This window comes from Mycobacterium sp. 852002-51152_SCH6134967, assembly GCF_001667105.1.
GTDB classification, from domain to species: Bacteria; Actinomycetota; Actinomycetes; order Mycobacteriales; family Mycobacteriaceae; genus Mycobacterium; species Mycobacterium neumannii_A.
In genome coordinates this window covers 23,570-40,374 of sequence record NZ_LZIK01000062.1, presented here as the reverse complement: position 1 = coordinate 40,374, position 16,805 = coordinate 23,570, and the positions used below count along the sequence as shown (strand labels likewise).

The 16,805-nt window shown below is 68.0% G+C and carries 13 protein-coding genes and 1 pseudogene; 9 read left to right on the top strand and 5 right to left on the bottom strand.

All coding sequences use genetic code 11. The features are described 5' to 3' along the window. Positions 1 to 64 precede the first annotated feature (64 nt). Positions 65 to 939, top strand: a pseudogene (locus tag A5790_RS18270) (formylglycine-generating enzyme family protein). A gap of 20 nt (positions 940 to 959) precedes the next feature. Here A5790_RS18270 and A5790_RS18265 read toward each other — a convergent pair. After that, positions 960 to 1,409, bottom strand: a complete 450-nt coding sequence (locus A5790_RS18265; protein ID WP_197696830.1) for an SRPBCC family protein — start codon at positions 1,407 to 1,409, stop codon at positions 960 to 962. Positions 1,410 to 1,485: 76 nt separating this feature from the next. Here A5790_RS18265 and A5790_RS18260 point away from each other — a divergent pair, with 76 nt between their 5' ends. From A5790_RS18260 to A5790_RS18250, 3 genes are all read left to right on the top strand, one after another. Beyond that, positions 1,486 to 2,259 carry an SDR family NAD(P)-dependent oxidoreductase gene (locus A5790_RS18260; protein ID WP_066847336.1) on the top strand — a complete coding sequence of 258 codons (774 nt, stop codon included), beginning with the start codon at positions 1,486 to 1,488 and terminating at the stop codon, positions 2,257 to 2,259. Between the two features lie 65 nt (positions 2,260 to 2,324). Further along, the gene (locus A5790_RS18255; protein ID WP_066847571.1) at positions 2,325 to 3,152 is read left to right on the top strand and encodes an SDR family oxidoreductase; all 828 of its coding nucleotides are present in this window, start codon (positions 2,325 to 2,327) and stop codon (positions 3,150 to 3,152) included. Between the two features lie 11 nt (positions 3,153 to 3,163). Continuing rightward, a complete protein-coding gene (locus A5790_RS18250) occupies positions 3,164 to 4,351 on the top strand; it encodes an AI-2E family transporter (RefSeq protein WP_066847333.1) in 1,188 nt (395 codons plus the stop codon). On the opposite strand, the gene A5790_RS18245 is transcribed toward A5790_RS18250, so the two are convergent. Together A5790_RS18245 and A5790_RS18240 are read right to left on the bottom strand one after the other, a co-directional pair. Continuing rightward, entirely contained in the window at positions 4,332 to 5,219 is an 888-nt protein-coding gene (locus A5790_RS18245) for a dienelactone hydrolase family protein (RefSeq protein ID WP_082961782.1), read from the bottom strand. The two genes, A5790_RS18250 and A5790_RS18245, sit on opposite strands and share 20 nt — an antisense overlap. Before the next feature lie 105 nt (positions 5,220 to 5,324). After that, the gene (locus A5790_RS18240; protein ID WP_066847331.1) at positions 5,325 to 5,972 is read right to left on the bottom strand and encodes a DUF4245 domain-containing protein; all 648 of its coding nucleotides are present in this window, start codon (positions 5,970 to 5,972) and stop codon (positions 5,325 to 5,327) included. Positions 5,973 to 6,026: 54 nt separating this feature from the next. Here A5790_RS18240 and glpX point away from each other — a divergent pair, with 54 nt between their 5' ends. From glpX to A5790_RS18215, 5 genes are all read left to right on the top strand, one after another. Then, positions 6,027 to 7,055 carry a class II fructose-bisphosphatase gene (gene glpX / locus A5790_RS18235; protein ID WP_066847329.1) on the top strand — a complete coding sequence of 343 codons (1,029 nt, stop codon included), beginning with the start codon at positions 6,027 to 6,029 and terminating at the stop codon, positions 7,053 to 7,055. Between the two features lie 23 nt (positions 7,056 to 7,078). Continuing rightward, positions 7,079 to 8,503 carry a class II fumarate hydratase gene (locus A5790_RS18230; protein WP_066847328.1) on the top strand — a complete coding sequence of 475 codons (1,425 nt, stop codon included), beginning with the start codon at positions 7,079 to 7,081 and terminating at the stop codon, positions 8,501 to 8,503. Between the two features lie 22 nt (positions 8,504 to 8,525). Then, a complete protein-coding gene (locus A5790_RS18225) occupies positions 8,526 to 11,258 on the top strand; it encodes an AAA family ATPase (RefSeq protein WP_066847327.1) in 2,733 nt (910 codons plus the stop codon). Between the two features lie 64 nt (positions 11,259 to 11,322). Then, complete coding sequence (locus A5790_RS18220; RefSeq protein WP_066847324.1) at positions 11,323 to 14,091, top strand: LuxR family transcriptional regulator; 2,769 nt, start codon at positions 11,323 to 11,325, stop codon at positions 14,089 to 14,091. Between the two features lie 105 nt (positions 14,092 to 14,196). Beyond that, positions 14,197 to 14,394 carry a hypothetical protein gene (locus A5790_RS18215; RefSeq protein WP_066847320.1) on the top strand — a complete coding sequence of 66 codons (198 nt, stop codon included), beginning with the start codon at positions 14,197 to 14,199 and terminating at the stop codon, positions 14,392 to 14,394. Positions 14,395 to 14,400: 6 nt separating this feature from the next. On the opposite strand, the gene A5790_RS18210 is transcribed toward A5790_RS18215, so the two are convergent. Continuing rightward, positions 14,401 to 15,714: a PhoH family protein gene (locus A5790_RS18210; protein ID WP_066847569.1), complete on the bottom strand. Its 1,314-nt coding sequence runs from the start codon at positions 15,712 to 15,714 to the stop codon at positions 14,401 to 14,403. A gap of 218 nt (positions 15,715 to 15,932) precedes the next feature. Then, the gene (locus A5790_RS18205) at positions 15,933 to 16,760 is read right to left on the bottom strand and encodes an acyl-ACP desaturase (RefSeq protein ID WP_066847318.1); all 828 of its coding nucleotides are present in this window, start codon (positions 16,758 to 16,760) and stop codon (positions 15,933 to 15,935) included. Between the last annotated feature and the right edge of the window lie 45 nt (positions 16,761 to 16,805).

The window sequence follows — 16,805 nt, the reverse complement described above, 5'->3', positions numbered from 1 at the left end:
TCGCCCCAACCGCTGTCCAGCCGCTGGTTCGCGATCTGGTTGCACAACAGAAGTCGGAGGGGTGATGACCGACCTCGTATGGATCCCGGCGCAGACCGCCGTGCTCGGCTCCGACTGCCATTACCCGGAGGAGGCACCGGTACGTCAGGTCGATGTCGAGGGGTTCTGGATGATGGCGCATCAGGTCACCAACGACCAGTTCACCGAGTCGTCTCCGCCACCGGGTATCTCACGGTTGCGGAACGTCCGTTGAACCCCGCCGATTATCCGGGCGCCCCACGGGAGAATCTCGAGCCGGGATCGATGGTGTTCACCCGTACACCGGGTCCGGTCGACCTACGTCACCTCGGTCAGTGGTGGACGTGGACACCGGGCGCCTCGTGGCGTCATCCTGTCGGACCGCTGTCGTCCATCGGTAGACGCTCCGACCACCCCGTCGCACATGTGGCCTACGAGGACGCCGAGGCGTACGCGGAGTGGGCGAGAATGGCGCTGCCGACCGAGACCGAATGGGAGACGGCAGCACGGGGCGGACTGCACGGCGCGGAGTTCACCTGGGGTGACGAGCCCGAACAACCCGGACGACCGCTGGCCAACTACTGGCACGGCGACTTTCCGTGGCGGCCGGAAAAAGGCTACGGCCGAACGACATCCGTGGGTACGTTCCCGCCCAACGGATACGGTCTGTTCGACATGGCGGGCAATGTCTGGGAATGGACGACCGACTGGTATGCCGAGGACCCGTCACCATCGGCTTGTTGCGCAGAGGACAGTTACGACCCGCAGCAGCCGCAGTTCCGTGTGCCGCGCCGAGTGGTGAAGGGCGGTTCCTTCCTATGCGCCGACTCCTACTGCCGCCGCTACCGCCCTGCGGCGCGCCGACCCCAGCCCGTCGACACGGGGATGAGCCACATCGGGTTTCGCTGCGTCAAACGGTAGGAGGATCGGCGTCGCGACCCTCACGCGATTTCGGCTGCGGCCTTGATCGCCGCCAGCGTCGCCGGAATCCCGGTGCGGGCGGCTTCGCGGCGCTTGTCGATCTCCGCGTCAGCCGTCTCGCCGAAGCGCTCACGAAATCCGGCCACCCCCTTGGGAAGAAGCTCCCAGGATTCGGTGAGTCGTGTTCCGCCGTCCGCCGGCTCGAAGCTATAGCCCCAGTACACCCAGCCGTCGTTGACCTCCCACGCGAACTCGCGCCCGGGTTCGGCCGCGACTACCTGCGAGCGGGTCTGCCAGGAGCGTTCGGGTGTCTCGTTGCGGCCGGTGAACCACGCTCCGACCCGCGGACCGTCCCCGTCGTCCCACCAGCAGGCGCGGCAGATCGGACTCCACTCGCCCATCCGCGTCACGTCCGACACCATTTCGTACAACCGGTGCGGGTCTGCGGCCACGTGAATCGACTCGCTCATCTTCAGATCGCTCACCGGTCGAGTCTGTCAAAGCGCTAAGTTGAAACGCGTTCTACTGCGTCGAAAGGGCAACTGTATGAGCAACGGGCGGTCGGCCAGGGCGGCTGTGGTGATCGGCGCGGCGTCGGGTATCGGCTTGGCGACGGCCCGCGCGCTGGCCGCGGAAGGTGATCGCGTGACGCTCGCCGACCGCGACGTCAACGGCGCCCGTCAACGCGCCGCCGAACTCGGCGATCCACACACCGCCGTGCACGTCGAGGTCACCGACGAGGCCTCGGTGCAGGCGCTGTTCGATCAGACCGGCCCGCTCGACGTCGTCGTCAACTGCGCGGGGTTCAGCAATGTCGGCATGATCACCGACCTCGCCGTGGAGGACTTCCGTGCCGTCGTCGACGTATGCCTCAACGGGGCGTTCATCGTCGCCAAGCACGCAGGCCGGGTGCTGCGCGAGGGCGGTGCACTGGTGTCGATCAGCTCGCTCAACGCGCGTCAGCCGGCCGCCGGGATGAGCGCCTACTGCGCCGCCAAGGCCGGCCTGTCGATGCTCACCCAGGTCGCAGCACTCGAGTGGGGGCCGCGCGGCATCCGCGTCAACGCCGTGGCCCCGGGCTTCGTGCACACGCCGTTGACCGCGCCGGCGGCGGCCGTCCCCGGCGTCGTCGAGGAGTACGTGGAGAACACCGCGCTGGGCCGCGCGGGCACGCCCGAGGACATCGCCGAAGCGGTGCTGTACCTGTGCTCGCCGAAGGCGTCGTGGCTGACCGGCGAGGTGCTCGACCTCAACGGCGGTGCACACATGAAGCGCTACCCCGATGTGATGGGGCACGTCATGAGGCTCGCGGGGCAGTGATGAGCGCTCGCGCGAAGAACAGACAACCGGTGATGAGCGCTCGCGCGAAGAACAGACAGCCGGTGATGACGTTCAGCGGAAAGCAGGCCCTCGTCACCGGAGGCGGTTCCGGTATCGGCGCCGCACTGTGCCGAGCACTGGTCGACGCGGGAGCCGAGGTGGTGTGCACCGACGTCGACGGCGACGCGGCCGAACGCACGGCGGCCGGTCTCGGCGGTAGGGCCCGCGCCGCCCGCCTCGACGTGACCGATTCCGCGGCGGTACAGGCCGCCGTCGACGACGTGGTTAACCGGGCCGGACGTCTTGACCTGATGTTCAACAACGCCGGAATCGTCTGGGGCGGCGACACCGAACTGCTGACGCTGGACCAGTGGAACGCGATCGTCGACGTCAACATCCGCGGCGTGGTGCACGGGGTGGCGGCGGCCTATCCGTTGATGGTGCGCCAGGGCCACGGCCACATCGTCAACACCGCGTCGATGGCGGGGCTGACCGCGGCCGGGCAGGTCACCAGCTACGTGATGACCAAGCACGCAGTCGTGGGGCTCAGCCTCGCGCTGCGCTCCGAGGCCGCCGCGCGCGGTGTCGGGGTGCTCGCGGTGTGCCCGGCCGCGGTCGAGACGCCGATCCTCGACAAGGGGTCCATCGGCGGCTTCGTCGGCCGCGATTACTTCCTGCAGGCCCAGGGCGGCAAGCCCTATGACGCGGACCGGTTGGCCCGCGACGTGCTGCGCGCGGTCGAGAAGAACAAGCCGATCCTGGTCAAACCTCGCGTCGCGCATGCCCAGTGGATCTTTGCGCGCCTCGCGCCGACCCTGATGAACCGGGTGTCGATGCGGTTCATCGCCGATCAACGCGCCAAACAAGCGCAAGCCAGGTCCGACACGTTGTAGACATAGCGGCAATGAGTACCGAGTTCTCGCTGCCGCAACGCCGTGCGCTGGCCGTCGCGACGGTCATCGCGGTCGCCTTCGGCGCGTACTTCCTGCGCGGCTTCTTCATCCTCATCGTGGTGGCAGCGGTGGGCGCCTACCTGTTCTCACCGCTGTACACCTGGCTCAACAAGAAGATGGGCCGCGGGCTGTCGGCGACGCTGACCTTGCTCGCCGCGTTCGCCGCGGTGATCGTGCCTCTGAGTCTGTTCGTCACGCTCGCGGTCGTGCAGATCTCGACCATGGTGGAGCGGGTGGCCGAGTGGGTCGGCCGCACCGACCTGTCCGCGCTCGGCGATCGGGCGCTGCAGTTCGTCAACGACCTGTTGCGCCGCGTGCCCTACATCGACACCACGGTCACCCCGGAGTCGCTGCAGAGTTCGATGGCTCGGGTCGCCCAGGAGGCCGGCCAGTGGTTGCTCGGCCTGCTGCAGGGCGCCGCCGGCGGCCTGTTCGGCGCCGTCACCGCCATGATCCTGTTCGTGTACGTGTTCGTGTCGCTGCTGACAAACCGCGAACGCGTAGTCGCGATAATCCGCCAACTCAACCCCCTCGGCGAGGGGATCACCGACGTCTACATGGAGAAGATGGGCGCGATGGTGAAGGGCACCGTGATGGGCCAGTTCGTCATCGCGGTGTGCCAGGGCGTCGCGGGCGCCGCGTCGATCTACCTGGCGGGCTTCCATCAGGGTTTCTTCCTGTTCGCCGTGCTGCTGTCGGCGCTGTCGGTCATCCCGTTGGGCAGCGGTATCGTCACGATCCCGTTCGGTATCGGAATGATCCTGTTCGGCAACATCTTCGGCGGCGCGTTCGTGATCCTGTTCCACCTGATCGTGGTCACCAACATCGACAACTTCCTGCGGCCCATCCTGGTTCCGCGCGAGGCCCGTCTGGACGCCGCGCTGATGCTGCTCGCCGTGTTCGCCGGAATCAGCATGTTCGGCGCGTGGGGCATCGTGATCGGACCGGTGCTGATGATCGTCATCGTCACCACGATCAGCGTCTACCTCGAGGAGTACAAGGGCGTGCCGATGCGCCGGCCCGACTCGGCCGATGAAAAACCTAAACTTCGAAACCCGTTCTGGTGGCTGGGCCGTCGCATCAAAAAGGCGCGGGCCAAAACCCAAGCCGACCCGAAACCTAAACCAGCCGTTCCCTGAGGAACGCGACCACGCGCTTGAGGGCCGCATCCGTCGGATGCCCTTCCTGGTGACGCAGTTCCAACGTCAACACCGAATGAGCCATCGCGCCGAAGCCGTGTTCGTTGCCCTTACCCGAGTCGATCTCGATCACCTCGAACGCGTCCCCGAGCCGGTCCTTGAGCGTTTTGAAGCGCTCCGCAGGCACCAGCGGATCCTTGCTGAAACGCAGACCCAGCGCGCACAACCCTTCGTCGGCGGCGCGGCGCTCGACGACCTTCAGCTCGGCCTCGGACAAGCCCGGGTCCCTGCGCTGCTTCGGTGTCAGCGGCAACGGCAGCGACGGCTGGCTCAGCACCGGCGCGAGAACGCTGTCATCGACCGCGGCGGCCAGGGCGAAGCCACCGGTGAAGCACTGGCCGATGACCCCGACCCCCTTACCCGGCGTCTGCGCGTTGAGGTCGCGGGCCAGTGCGCGCAGGTAGTGCGCGACGGGGCGGTCTGCGTTGGTGGCGAAAGCGGCGAATTCCTTGGCCACGCACCCGCGCAGCATGACCGGCACCATGCCCGGGCGCATCGGCGCCGCACCGGGCGTGCCGAACAACGACGGAATCGCGACGGTGAAGCCGGCCTCCACGAGGTGGTTGCCGAGCGCCAGGACGCCGGGGTGCACGCCGGGCATCTCGGGGATGAGCACGACACCGGGGCCCTCGCCCTTGCGGTAGACGTCGTGGGTGTAACCGGCGGCGGTGAAGGGCGCGGCGGCCCATCCGGTGAGGTCGGCTTCCGGAGCCGCCCCGGCGGCGACATCGGGGTCCGGAGCCGCCCCGGCGGCGACATCGGGGTCCGGAGCCGCCCCGGCGGCGACATCGGGGTCCGGTGCGGTCATGGGCGCTTCTCCAGTTCGCTCGTCACGCGAGATTGAAACCATGCAGAGAAAGTGCGGGACGGAGCCTGCGTGGGTGCAATCTCGTCGAACAAGTCAATCGTGCTCCTACGGGACCGGCAGGGGCGCCGCGGTCTGCGTCGCCGCCGCAAGCGTACGAAAATCGCCGGCGCCCGCGGCACCGGTCAGCGCGACCTGCGCCGGTCCGGTGGGGCCGGCCAGCCGCGTCGTCCACACCGGTTCGGCGGGCTTGCCGTCGTCGTCGACGCCGCCGTAGACCACCCATTTCACACCGTCGACGTCCTGAACCCCAGTGGGCACGACATCGGACTCGAGCGAAGAGACCAGCTTATCCTCGTCGGCGTTGCTCTGGGTCAGGCTCACATACATCCCGCTGGGTGCGAGATAACCGACGGTAGAGCTGACAGCACGCAGGGTCTGCCCCGTCGCGGGGTCCGCGCGACCGGCCTCGATGCCGTTGCGGCTACCCGAGTTCGACTGCCAGCCCTCGGGCAGTTGCGGGATCCGGATCGGGATCTTCAGCGCCTCGGCATCGGCACGTAACGCCGCGGGGGCGTCGAAGGACGGGACCGGACCGGCGCCGGGTCCCGCGCCCTGGAACGAGCACATCCCCAGCATCCCGGCCAGCACGATGCAGGCCAGCACCAACGGCGCCATCGACCAGAACATGTCGCGGCCGTCATGCAGCAGCCGCGACTTGGCGGGCTTGGGTGCAGGGGCCGGTTGCGAGGTCACTCCGCCAGTATCCCAGCTCCCGAACGCGGACCGGCTAATGGGACAATCTGGGCCATGAGTCCGACCCGTGGTGAAGCCCCAGATCGAAATCTCGCGCTCGAGCTCGTCCGAGTAACCGAGGCAGGCGCCATGGCCGCAGGCCGCTGGGTGGGCCGCGGCGATAAGGAGGGCGGCGACGGGGCGGCCGTCGACGCCATGCGCGAGCTGGTGAATTCCGTGTCGATGCGCGGCGTGGTGGTGATCGGCGAGGGCGAGAAGGACAACGCGCCGATGCTCTACAACGGCGAAGAGGTCGGCAACGGGGACGGACCGGAATGCGACTTCGCCGTGGACCCCATCGACGGCACCACGTTGATGAGTAAAGGCCTGTCCAACGCCATCTCGGTGCTCGCGGTCTCCGAACGCGGCACCATGTTCGATCCGTCCGCGGTGTTCTACATGAGCAAGATCGCGGTTGGACCCGAGGCCGTCGACGCGATCGACATCACCGCCCCGATCGGGGAGAACATCCGCCGGGTGGCAAAGGCGAAGAATGTGTCGGTCTCCGATCTGACCGTGTGCATCCTGGACCGGCCGCGCCATCAGCAGTTGATCGCCGATGTGCGGGAGGCCGGCGCGCGGTGCCGGCTGATCACCGACGGCGACGTCGCAGGCGCGATCTCGGCGTGCCGCCCCAACACCAGCACCGACATGTTGGCCGGAATCGGCGGTACGCCGGAAGGGATCATCGCCGCGGCCGCGATCCGCTGCATGGGCGGCGCCATCCAGGGCCAGTTGGCGCCCAAGGACGACGAGGAGCGGCAGAAGGCCATCGACCGCGGCCACGACCTGGACCGCGTGTTGACCACCGAGGACCTGGTCTCCGGCGACAATGTCTTCTTCTGCGCCACCGGCGTCACCGACGGTGACCTGCTCAAGGGCGTGCACTTCTACAGCGGCGGGTGCACCACGCAGTCGATCGTGATGCGCTCGAAATCGGGCACCGTTCGGATGATCGAGGCGTACCACCGGCTGTCCAAACTCAGCGAGTACTCCGCGATCGACTTCACCGGCGACAGCAACGCCGTCTACCCGCTGCCGTAACCACAAGAGAAGTAAGGACATTCATGAGCGTCGACTCCGACAGCGCAGCTGAAACCGAGTACCGCATCGAGCACGACACCATGGGCGAGGTCCGGGTGCCGGTCAACGCGCTGTGGCGCGCGCAGACTCAGCGCGCGGTGGAGAACTTCCCGATCTCCGGCCGCGGTCTCGAGCGCACCCAGATCCGGGCGCTGGGCTTGCTGAAAGGTGCCTGCGCACAGGTCAACAAGGACCTCGGCCTGCTCGCGGCGGACAAGGCCGACGCGATCATCGCCGCGGCCGGTGAGATCGCCGACGGTCAGCACGACGACCAGTTCCCGATCGACGTGTTCCAAACCGGTTCGGGCACCAGCTCGAACATGAACACCAACGAGGTGATCGCCGGCATCGCGGGGCGCAACGGCGTGACCGTGCACCCCAACGACGACGTCAACATGTCGCAGTCGTCGAACGACACCTTCCCTACCGCGACACACATTGCCGCGACGGAAGCCGCTGTGCGCCACCTGATCCCGGCGCTCGAGGTGCTGCACGAGTCGCTGGCCAGCAAGGCGCGGCAGTGGCGCACCGTCGTCAAGTCCGGGCGCACCCATCTGATGGACGCCGTGCCCGTGACGCTGGGCCAGGAGTTCAGCGGCTACGCCCGCCAGGTCGAAGCCGGCATAGAGCGGGTGAAGGCCACGCTCCCAAGGCTCGGCGAACTGGCCATCGGCGGCACCGCGGTGGGCACCGGCCTCAACGCGCCCGACGACTTCGACGAGCGTGTCGTCGCCGTGCTGCGCGAGCAGACCGGCCTGCCCGAATTGCAGGTTGCCGCCAACCATTTCGAGGCCCAGGCGGCCCGCGACGGACTGGTCGAGGCCTCGGGCGCGCTGCGCACCATCGCCGTGTCGCTGACCAAGATCGCCAACGACATCCGGTGGATGGGCTCGGGACCGCTGACCGGGCTCGGCGAGCTTCAGTTGCCCGATCTTCAGCCGGGCAGCTCGATCATGCCGGGCAAGGTGAACCCGGTCATTCCGGAGGCCATCACGCAGGTGGCCGCGCAGGTGATCGGCAACGACGCCGCGATTGCGTGGGGTGGCGGCAACGGTGCCTTCGAGCTGAACGTGTACATCCCGATGATGGCCCGCAACATCCTCGAGTCGTTCAAGATCCTGACCAACTCGTCGAAGTTGTTCGCCGAGCGGTGCATCGACGGCCTGGTGGCCAACGAGGACCGGCTCCGCGAGCTGGCCGAGTCGTCACCGTCGATCGTCACGCCGCTGAACTCGGCGATCGGCTACGAAGAGGCCGCCGCGGTCGCCAAGCAGGCGCTCAAGGAGAAGAAGACCATCCGTCAGACCGTCATCGATCGAGGCCTGATCGGCGACAAGCTGTCCGAGGAGGAACTGGACAAGCGCCTCGACGTGTTGGCGATGGCCAAGGTGAAAGACGACGAGCGCTAAGGGTTTTCGTTCTCCGTCGTACCTGGCGGACCGCCCGGAAGAGGAGACGGCGGTAGCGGACTTCCTCCAGTCCGCTTCGCAAGCGCCGGCGGCTCTGCTGATCGAGGGCGAGGCCGGGATCGGTAAGACCACGCTGTGGCAGGCGGCGTCCGAGCGCGCCCGCAGCCGTGGTTTCCGTGTGCTGTCGGCCACGAACCCAAGCACCGAATCGGTGCTCGCCTACGCGACATTGACCGAACTGCTCGCCGACGTCGACGCCGCCGAGTTCGGCGACCTGCCCGCCGCCCAGCGCGGCGCCATCGAGCGGATCCGCCGCGACGACCGCGCCGATGCCGCACCCACCGACCGGCGCGCCGTCGCGGCGGCATTCCTGTCGGTCATCGAGGGCCTCGCTTCCCGACAACCGCTGCTACTGGCGATCGACGACGTGCAGTGCGTCGACCCGTCCAGCTCGCATGTGTTGTCCTACACCGCACGTCGGCTCTCCGCGCCGGTGGGCGTGCTGGGCACCCTGCGCACCGACGGCACAGAGGCCTACACCTGGCTTCAGCTGCGGCGCCCGGATGCCACCCAACGAATCTCACTGCAGCCGCTGACGTCCCGCATGCTGCACGCCGTGGTCACACAACACCTCGAGCATCCGCTGCCGCGTGCGGAACTGGCGCGCATCCACCAGATCTCCGGTGGCAATCCCTTCTATGCGATCGAACTGGCCAAGGTCGCCCACGGCAGGCCGGAAGTTTCGCTGCCGGACACGCTGGCCGCCGTGGTGGAAGCCCGGCTCAGCGGACTGAATCCCGAGACGATGGCCGCACTCCTGGCCGCCGCCTCGGTGGCCAACCCCTCGGTCAATCTGGTGGCCGCCGCGGTCGGCACCGATCACGAGCGGACGGTCGAGGTGCTCGAGGCCGCCGAACAGCGCGGCGTCGTCGTCATCGAGGGCAGCCGGGTCCGGTTCACACACCCGCTACTGGCCACCGGTGTGTATACCGGCGTCTCCGCCGAGGACCGCAGGCAGATGCACCGCAGGCTCGCCGGCTTCGTCGACGAGCCCGAATTGCAGGCACGCCACCTGGCGCTCGCCGCGACCGCCGGCGACGACGCCACTGTCAGCGCGCTCGAGCGGGCGGCCATCTCCGCTCACGCGCGAGGCGCCCCCGTCGCCGCCGCAGAGTTGATCGAGCTCGCCATCGCACTCGGCGGTGATACCACCGACCGACGAATGCGGTTGGCGGCGTACTGCTTTGACGGCGGAGATCCGTCCAGGGCACGCGCGCTGCTGGAGGGGGTGGTCGGCGATCTGGCGCCCGGACCGATACGCGCTGAAGCGCGGCACATGCTCGCGGTCGTGCGGTTCGTCGACGACGGCTACACCGAAGCGGTCGAGCTGCTCACGACGGCGCTCGACGACGCGACCGAGGGCCCGGCGAAGGCGGTCATGCTGACCACGTTGGCGTACGGCCTCTACATGACCGGTGACCACGCGTCGGCCCGGCTGCGGGCCGAGGAGTCGGTGGCCTACACCGAACAGCTCGGTATCCCCGGCCTGCTCAGCCTCGCACTCGGGGTCCGGGCGACGATCCAGTTCTTTCTCGGCGGTGGGGTGGACGACGCCAGCATGCGCCGCGCCCTCGAACTCGAAGACACCGAAACCTTCACGCCGATCATGCTGCGGCCGAGCGTCGAGCACGCGTTGATGCTGGCCTGCACCGGTGACCTCGACACCGCCTATGAGAGCATGCGGGAGATCTCGCGTCGCTGCACCGACCGCGGTGAGGAAGGCGAAGTCGTCTTCGTCGACTTCTACGTCGCGTTGACCCGGATATGGCGCGCGGACTTCGCCGAGGCCAAGCGGGTGGCCCACGAAGTTGCCGCTCTCGCAAGGCAACTCGGTGGTGAGTTCCCCGCGATGCTCAGCCTGGTGCTACAGGCCTGGCTGGCCGCCTACGACGGCGCAGAGAGCAAGGCCCGCCTGGCCGCGGCGGACGCGATCGACGCCTGCCGACGCAGTGGCACCGCGTGGCACGAGGACTGGACGCTTTCTGCGCTCGGATTTCTCGAGGTATCGCTCGGAAACTACGGTGCGGCAATGGAGTTTCTCGACCCGCTGGTCTCGCGGTTCGCACCGGAGTCCACCGAGATTCAAGCCGCCGAGTTCGTAGCCGATGCGGTCGAGGCACTCGTCGAGCTGGGCCGCGCGACCGAAGCGGAACCGCTGGTGGCCGCACTGGAACGCAACGGCCGTCGCCTCGACCGGGCGTGGATGCTGGCGGTGGGCGGGCGGTGCCGCGCCATGCTTCACGCGGCCGAGGGCGATCTGCGCGACGCCGCGAGCTGTGCGCGCCGCGCGCTCGAGGACCATCAACGGTTGGCGATGCCGTTCGAACGCGCTCGTACCCAGCTTCTGCTCGGGCAGTTGCAGGCCAGACTGCGCGATCGGCAGGCCGCTTCGACGCTGAACGAGGCGCTGGCGACGTTCGAGGCCATCGGCACGCCGGTTTGGGCCGAGCGCGCCAGGACAGCGCGAGAGGTACTCCGTTCCGCTGCGTCGAGGCCGCACGCGCTGACCGCCGCCGAGCTGCGCATTGCCGAGCTGGCCGCCGCCGGCCTGACGAACCGCGACGTGGCCGGTGAACTCTTTCTCAGTGCAAAGACCGTCGAGGCCACCCTTGCGCGGGTGTACCGCAAGCTCGACATCCGGTCCCGGGCCGAACTAACCCGGGTTATGGGTCAGTCCGGCCGCCAAGGGGTATAGGGATGTCGCCCGCTTCCGGCTCAGCTGCAATTCTGGGGAGACGCGAGGGGACCCACGAGATACCGTGATCGGCCAGTCGACACACCAGCACGCCGTCGTTGCCTTCCTGGACGCGATGGCGCTGGGCCCGTCGGCCTTACTGATCGACGGTGAACCCGGGATCGGCAAGACCACGCTGTGGCTGGCCGCGGTCGAGCAGGCGCACCAGCGCGGATTTCACGTCCTGTCGACCCGACCGGCGGCTGCGGAGTCGGTGCTCGCCTACACCGCGCTGGCCGACCTGCTCGAGGAGGCCGACACGCGCGCGTGGGCCGACCTGCCGACGCCGCAACTCCTCGCGGTCGACCAGGTGCTGCTGCGCGCGGACAACGACGCGGTGACCGATCAGCGTGCCGTGGCCGCCGCGTTCCTTTCGGTGGTCGAACGGCTCAGCGAGGACCGCCCTGTCCTGCTGGCCATTGACGACTTACAGTGGCTCGACCCGTCGAGCAAGCACGTCATCGCCTTCGCGGTGCGCAGGCTCACGGGGCGTACCGGCCTACTGGCCAGCCTGCGTACCGAATCCGACGACCGTGCGGTCGACGACTGGCTGCAGTTGTCCCGGCCCGACGCAGTGAATCGAATCCGGTTGAGCCCGTTGAACATCCAGGATCTGCATCGTGCTGTCTCCGCACGGCTGCGACGCCCCTTCTCACGCCCGACCATCGGCCGGATCCACCAGGTGTCGGGTGGGAACCCGTTCTACGCAATCGAATTGGCCCGCTCCCTCGATGAACGGGCGCCGGGCGTCGACGCGTCGCTGCCCGGCACCCTGGCCGACGTGGTGCGCACGAGGCTTGGCAGCCTCGACACCGACGTCCACGACGCGCTACTGGCCGCTTCGTGCCTTGCCGTGCCGACGGTGGAGCTCGTGTCGAAGGCGACGACGGGCGACGAGGACCGGCTGGTCGAACTGCTGGAGATCGCCGAGAGCAAGGGCATCATCGCAATCGACGGCAACCGGATCCGGTTCGCACATCCGTTGCTGGCCAGCGGGGTCTACACCGAGGCGTCCCCCGGCCGCCGCCGGTCGATGCACCGTCGGCTCGCCGAGATCGTCGACGAACCCGAACTTCGGGCCCGGCACCTGGCGCTGGCCACCACCAAAGGCGACGAGGTCACGCTGGAGGCCCTCGACATGGCGGCGGAATCGGCACGGATGCGCGGTGCGCCAGCCGCAGCCGCCGAACTGGTGGACCTGGCCATCGGCCTCGGCGGTGACACCGCGGAGCGGCGGCTGCGCTCGGCGCTGCACCACTTCGACGCCGGGGAGCAGGAGCGCGCGGCGGCCGTCCTCACCGAAGCCATCGAACAACTTCCCACCGGCGCGTTGCGCGCCGAAGCGTTGAGCCGACTGGCGGTGGTGCGGCTGTACGGGGACGGTTTCATCGAGAGCGCGCGGCTGCTTCGCGAGGCGCTCGACGAGGCCCACGACAACCACGCGCTGCGCGTCCAGACCCTGATCACGTTGGCGTACACGCTTTTCCACGCCAATCAACTTCAACAGGGGTTGAACACCGCCGCGCAGGCGGTCGCGAACGCCGAACCCCTCGACCAGCCGCATCTGCTCAGCATGGCGCTCGGCATGCTGGTCATACTGCGGTTCGCCGCCGGCGAAGGTTACGACGAAAAGACCCTGCATCGAGCGCTGCGGCTGGAGGACCCCGATGCATACGCACCGCTGGTCTTCCGGCCCACCATGCAACACGCGCTGCTGCTGGAGTGGTCCGGCCGGCTCGACGAAGCGCGCGATGTCGTGGACAAGATCCGTGCGCGCTGCCTGGAGAAGGGCGAAGAGGGTGAGCATGTCTTCGTTTCCCAGCACGTGGTGACGAACGCGATCGCGCGCGGTGATTTCGTCACGGCCAACCTGGTCGCGGAGGACGCCGTGGAGAAGGCCCGCCAGCTCGGGGGCAACACCTCGCAGTTCCTGACCCAGAGCTTGCGGGCCCAGCTGACCGCATTCGCCGGCCACGAGGAGGTCGCCCGCCGCGCGATCGAGGACGCCCTCGAATGCGCAAGGCAGACCGGGACTTTACGCATGGCAGATCGCGTGCGCGCGACCCTCGGCTTTCTCGAAGTCTCGCTGGGCGACTACGAAGCCGCTGCGGCCGCGCTACAACCCATGCTCGTCCAGTTCGACCCCGACAGCACGCCGACCGAACTGCCCAATGCCGCCTACCTGCCCGACGCGATCGAGGCGCTGATACATCTCGATCGCCTCGACGAGGCGGAACGGCTCACCACCGCGCTGGAGAACAACGGCCGGCGGACCGACCGGGACTGGATGCTCGCGGTCGGTGCACGATCACGCGGCATGCTGCTGGCCGCACTCGGCGACCTCGACGCCGCACACGAGGCCGCCCAGCGGGCGATGGCCGCACACCTCCGTCTGCCGATGCCGTTCGAGCGCGCACGGACCCTGCTGACCCTGGGGCAGATCGAACGCCGGCAACGCAAGAAGGAATTGGCGTCGGTGCATCTTCGGGAGGCCTTCGAGGTGTTCGAGCGTCTCAACATCCCGCTGTGGGCGGCCAGGGCCCACGCGGAGTTCTCGCGTGCGAGCGCGGGACCTCAGCGCAGCGGGCAACTTACGCCGTCTGAGCAGCGGGTCGCAGAACTCGTCGCGAGCGGAATGAAGAACCGCGACGTCGCGGCCGCGCTCTTCATCAGCCCCAAGACCGTCGAAGCCAACCTCGCGCGCATCTACCGCAAGCTGGGAATCAAGTCGCGCGCCGAGCTGGGTCGACATGTCGGGCGGCCGAGCGGGCCTCAAAAGGGGGACCACACATAGGGAAACACCCTATTCCTCCCGTCGGGGCACAGGACTTACCGTCGTAACGCTGTCTCGCCCCCGCCATCGACTGGAGAACCGGTGCGTCTCGACGAAGCTCCCGCAATGCTGACCGACCACGGCGACCACACCCTGGTCACGACCGCCACCAGCCAGCCGGCCCTGGACACCGGGTTCGCGGTGCTGGGCCTGGTTTCGCTACTCGACCTGCCGCGCGGCGATCGCGCGGACCGGGTGGTGGCGCTCAGCGGTGCGGCGGCCGCCGGTTGGTACCTGGCCCGTCGCAATCGTCTCCGCCTCTAGCGGAGTTCACGGCAGCGCGCCGGGGCTGATCTCCTCGAGCATCTCGGTCACCAGCGCCGCGATCGGTGAGCGCTCGCTGCGCAACAGCGTGATGTGAGCGAACAAGGGGTGGCCCTTGAGTTTCTCGATCACGGCCGCGACGCCGTCATGTCTGCCGACTCGCAGGTTGTCCCGCTGTGCCACATCGTGGGTCAGCACCACACGGGAACCGGCGCCGAGACGCGACAGCACGGTCAGCAGCACGTTGCGCTCGAGCGACTGCGCCTCGTCGACGATCACGAACGAGTCGTGCAGCGAGCGCCCCCGGATGTGGGTCAGCGGCAGCACCTCGAGCATGCCGCGCGAGAGCACCTCCTCGAGCACCGCCGGGCTGGCCAGTCCTTCCAGCGTGTCGAAGACCGCCTGCGCCCAGGGCCCCATCTTGTCGCTCTCGCTGCCCGGCAGGTAGCCCAGGTCCTGCCCGCCGACCGCGTAGAGCGGACGGAACACCACGACCTTGCGTTGCGTGCGGCGCTCCAGCACGGCTTCCAGTCCCGCGCACAGTGCCAGCGCCGACTTGCCGGTGCCGGCCTTACCGCCGAGCGAAACGATGCCGACCGACTCGTCGAGCAACAGGTCCAGTGCCACCCGCTGTTCGGCGGAGCGGCCGCGCAACCCGAACGCCTCCCGGTCACCGCGCACCAACTGCACCCGCTTCTCTGGCGTCACCCGCCCCAGCGCGTGCGACGTACCACCGAGCAGACGAATACCGGTGTGGCACGGCAGATCTCGGGCCGCCTCCAGATCGATCTCACCTTCGGCGAACAACACGTCGATCTCATCGGAGATGACCTCGACCTCGGCCATACCCGTCCAGCCGGAGGTGATGACGTCCTGTGCGTGGTACTCGTCGGCCGACAACCCGACCGCACCGGCTTTCACGCGTAGCGGGATGTCCTTGCTGACCAACGTGACGTGCTTGCCCTCGGCGGCCAGGTTGGCCGCGACCGTCAAAATCCGCGCGTCGTTGCTGTCGGTGCGGAAACCGGCGGGAAGCACCGAAGGATCGCTGTGGTTCAGCTCGACGTGCAGCGTACCGCCTTGTGTGCCAACGGGAATCGGCTGATCGAGCCGGCCGTGTTCGAGCCGCAGATCGTCGAAGAGTCGCAGGGCCTGACGCGCGAACCAGCCCAGCTCATGATGGTGTCGCTTGGCTTCGAGTTCGCTGATGACCACCAGCGGGACCACGACCTCATGCTCGGCAAAGCGCGTGCAGGCCCAGGGATCTGACAACAGCACGGAGGTGTCGAGCACGTAGGTCCGGAGAGGCGAATCGATCACGTAGCGCTCCTGGTATCCGCGGGTCCCCCGCGAACCGTCGGCGGACACTGCGGCACCAGGGCCGGGGCCGGCCCTCTCGTGATCGCAACGATCGGGTACCGCCCGGACAGCAAAGCACGTCGCTAGCCATCGCAAACGACGCTACTCCCGTTGCGGCATGCGCCGTGCAGGCGCGCCGTAGTGTTCGCCGCTGCTCGTCCGCGGTGATGAGCGGGCGGTTACGCGGAGGTGAACTCCCGCATCTTCGGCTCGTCGGCCAGCCCCCACGCGGCGATCCGATCGGCGGTCACCTGACGCAGCCGCTCGGGTCCGAAGATCCCCGCCTCGGCGACGTTGCGCACCTTGTCGGCGTAGGCGTCGATGTCGCCGCCGACGACGTCGAGTTCGGCCGCGCGTCGCGCGATGGCGTCGACGGTTTCGTCACGGCTCGTGGACAGCAGGTGGGCGACCAGGTTGGCGAAGAACTCCTCGTGCCGCTCCTCGTCCTTGGCGATGCGGCCTATGAGGTCCTTGAGCACCGGCTCGGTGATCTTGGCCTCGAGGTTGCGGCAGAAGACGGCGTGGGCACCTTCGAAGAAGGCCATGAACACCAGCCGCTCGACCTGGCTGTAGGTGTCGGCACGGTAGCCCTTCATCACGTGTTCGACGCGGACGTCCTCGTTGGCGGCCGGGTCGATCTCCCGGGTGACGACGAGGTAGTTGCGCAACGCGATCGCGTGCAGGTGCTCCTCGGCGGTCCACCGGCCGATCCAACGACCCCACTTCTCCTCGAGGATGAAGCTGAAGACGAACTCGCGGTGGAAGCTCGCCAGGTTGTCCTTGGTGATGAGCAGGATCTCGAGCGCGTCGGTGACGTCCTTGGGCAGGGTCACCTGCGACGGGTCCCAGTCCTTACCGCCGAGAAAGGCGAAGTTCTCGCCCTGGTCGAACGGCACGTAGTCGTGTGCGTACCAGAGATCCTCGCTGTCGATGTGACGACGCAGCTCCTGCTGCACGACCGGCTCGAGTTCGAGGATCAGCGCATTCGGTACAGGTTTCTGTGCCATGCGGTTACAGTAACTCAATTCTGTGGGAATCGTAAAATTCCCGAC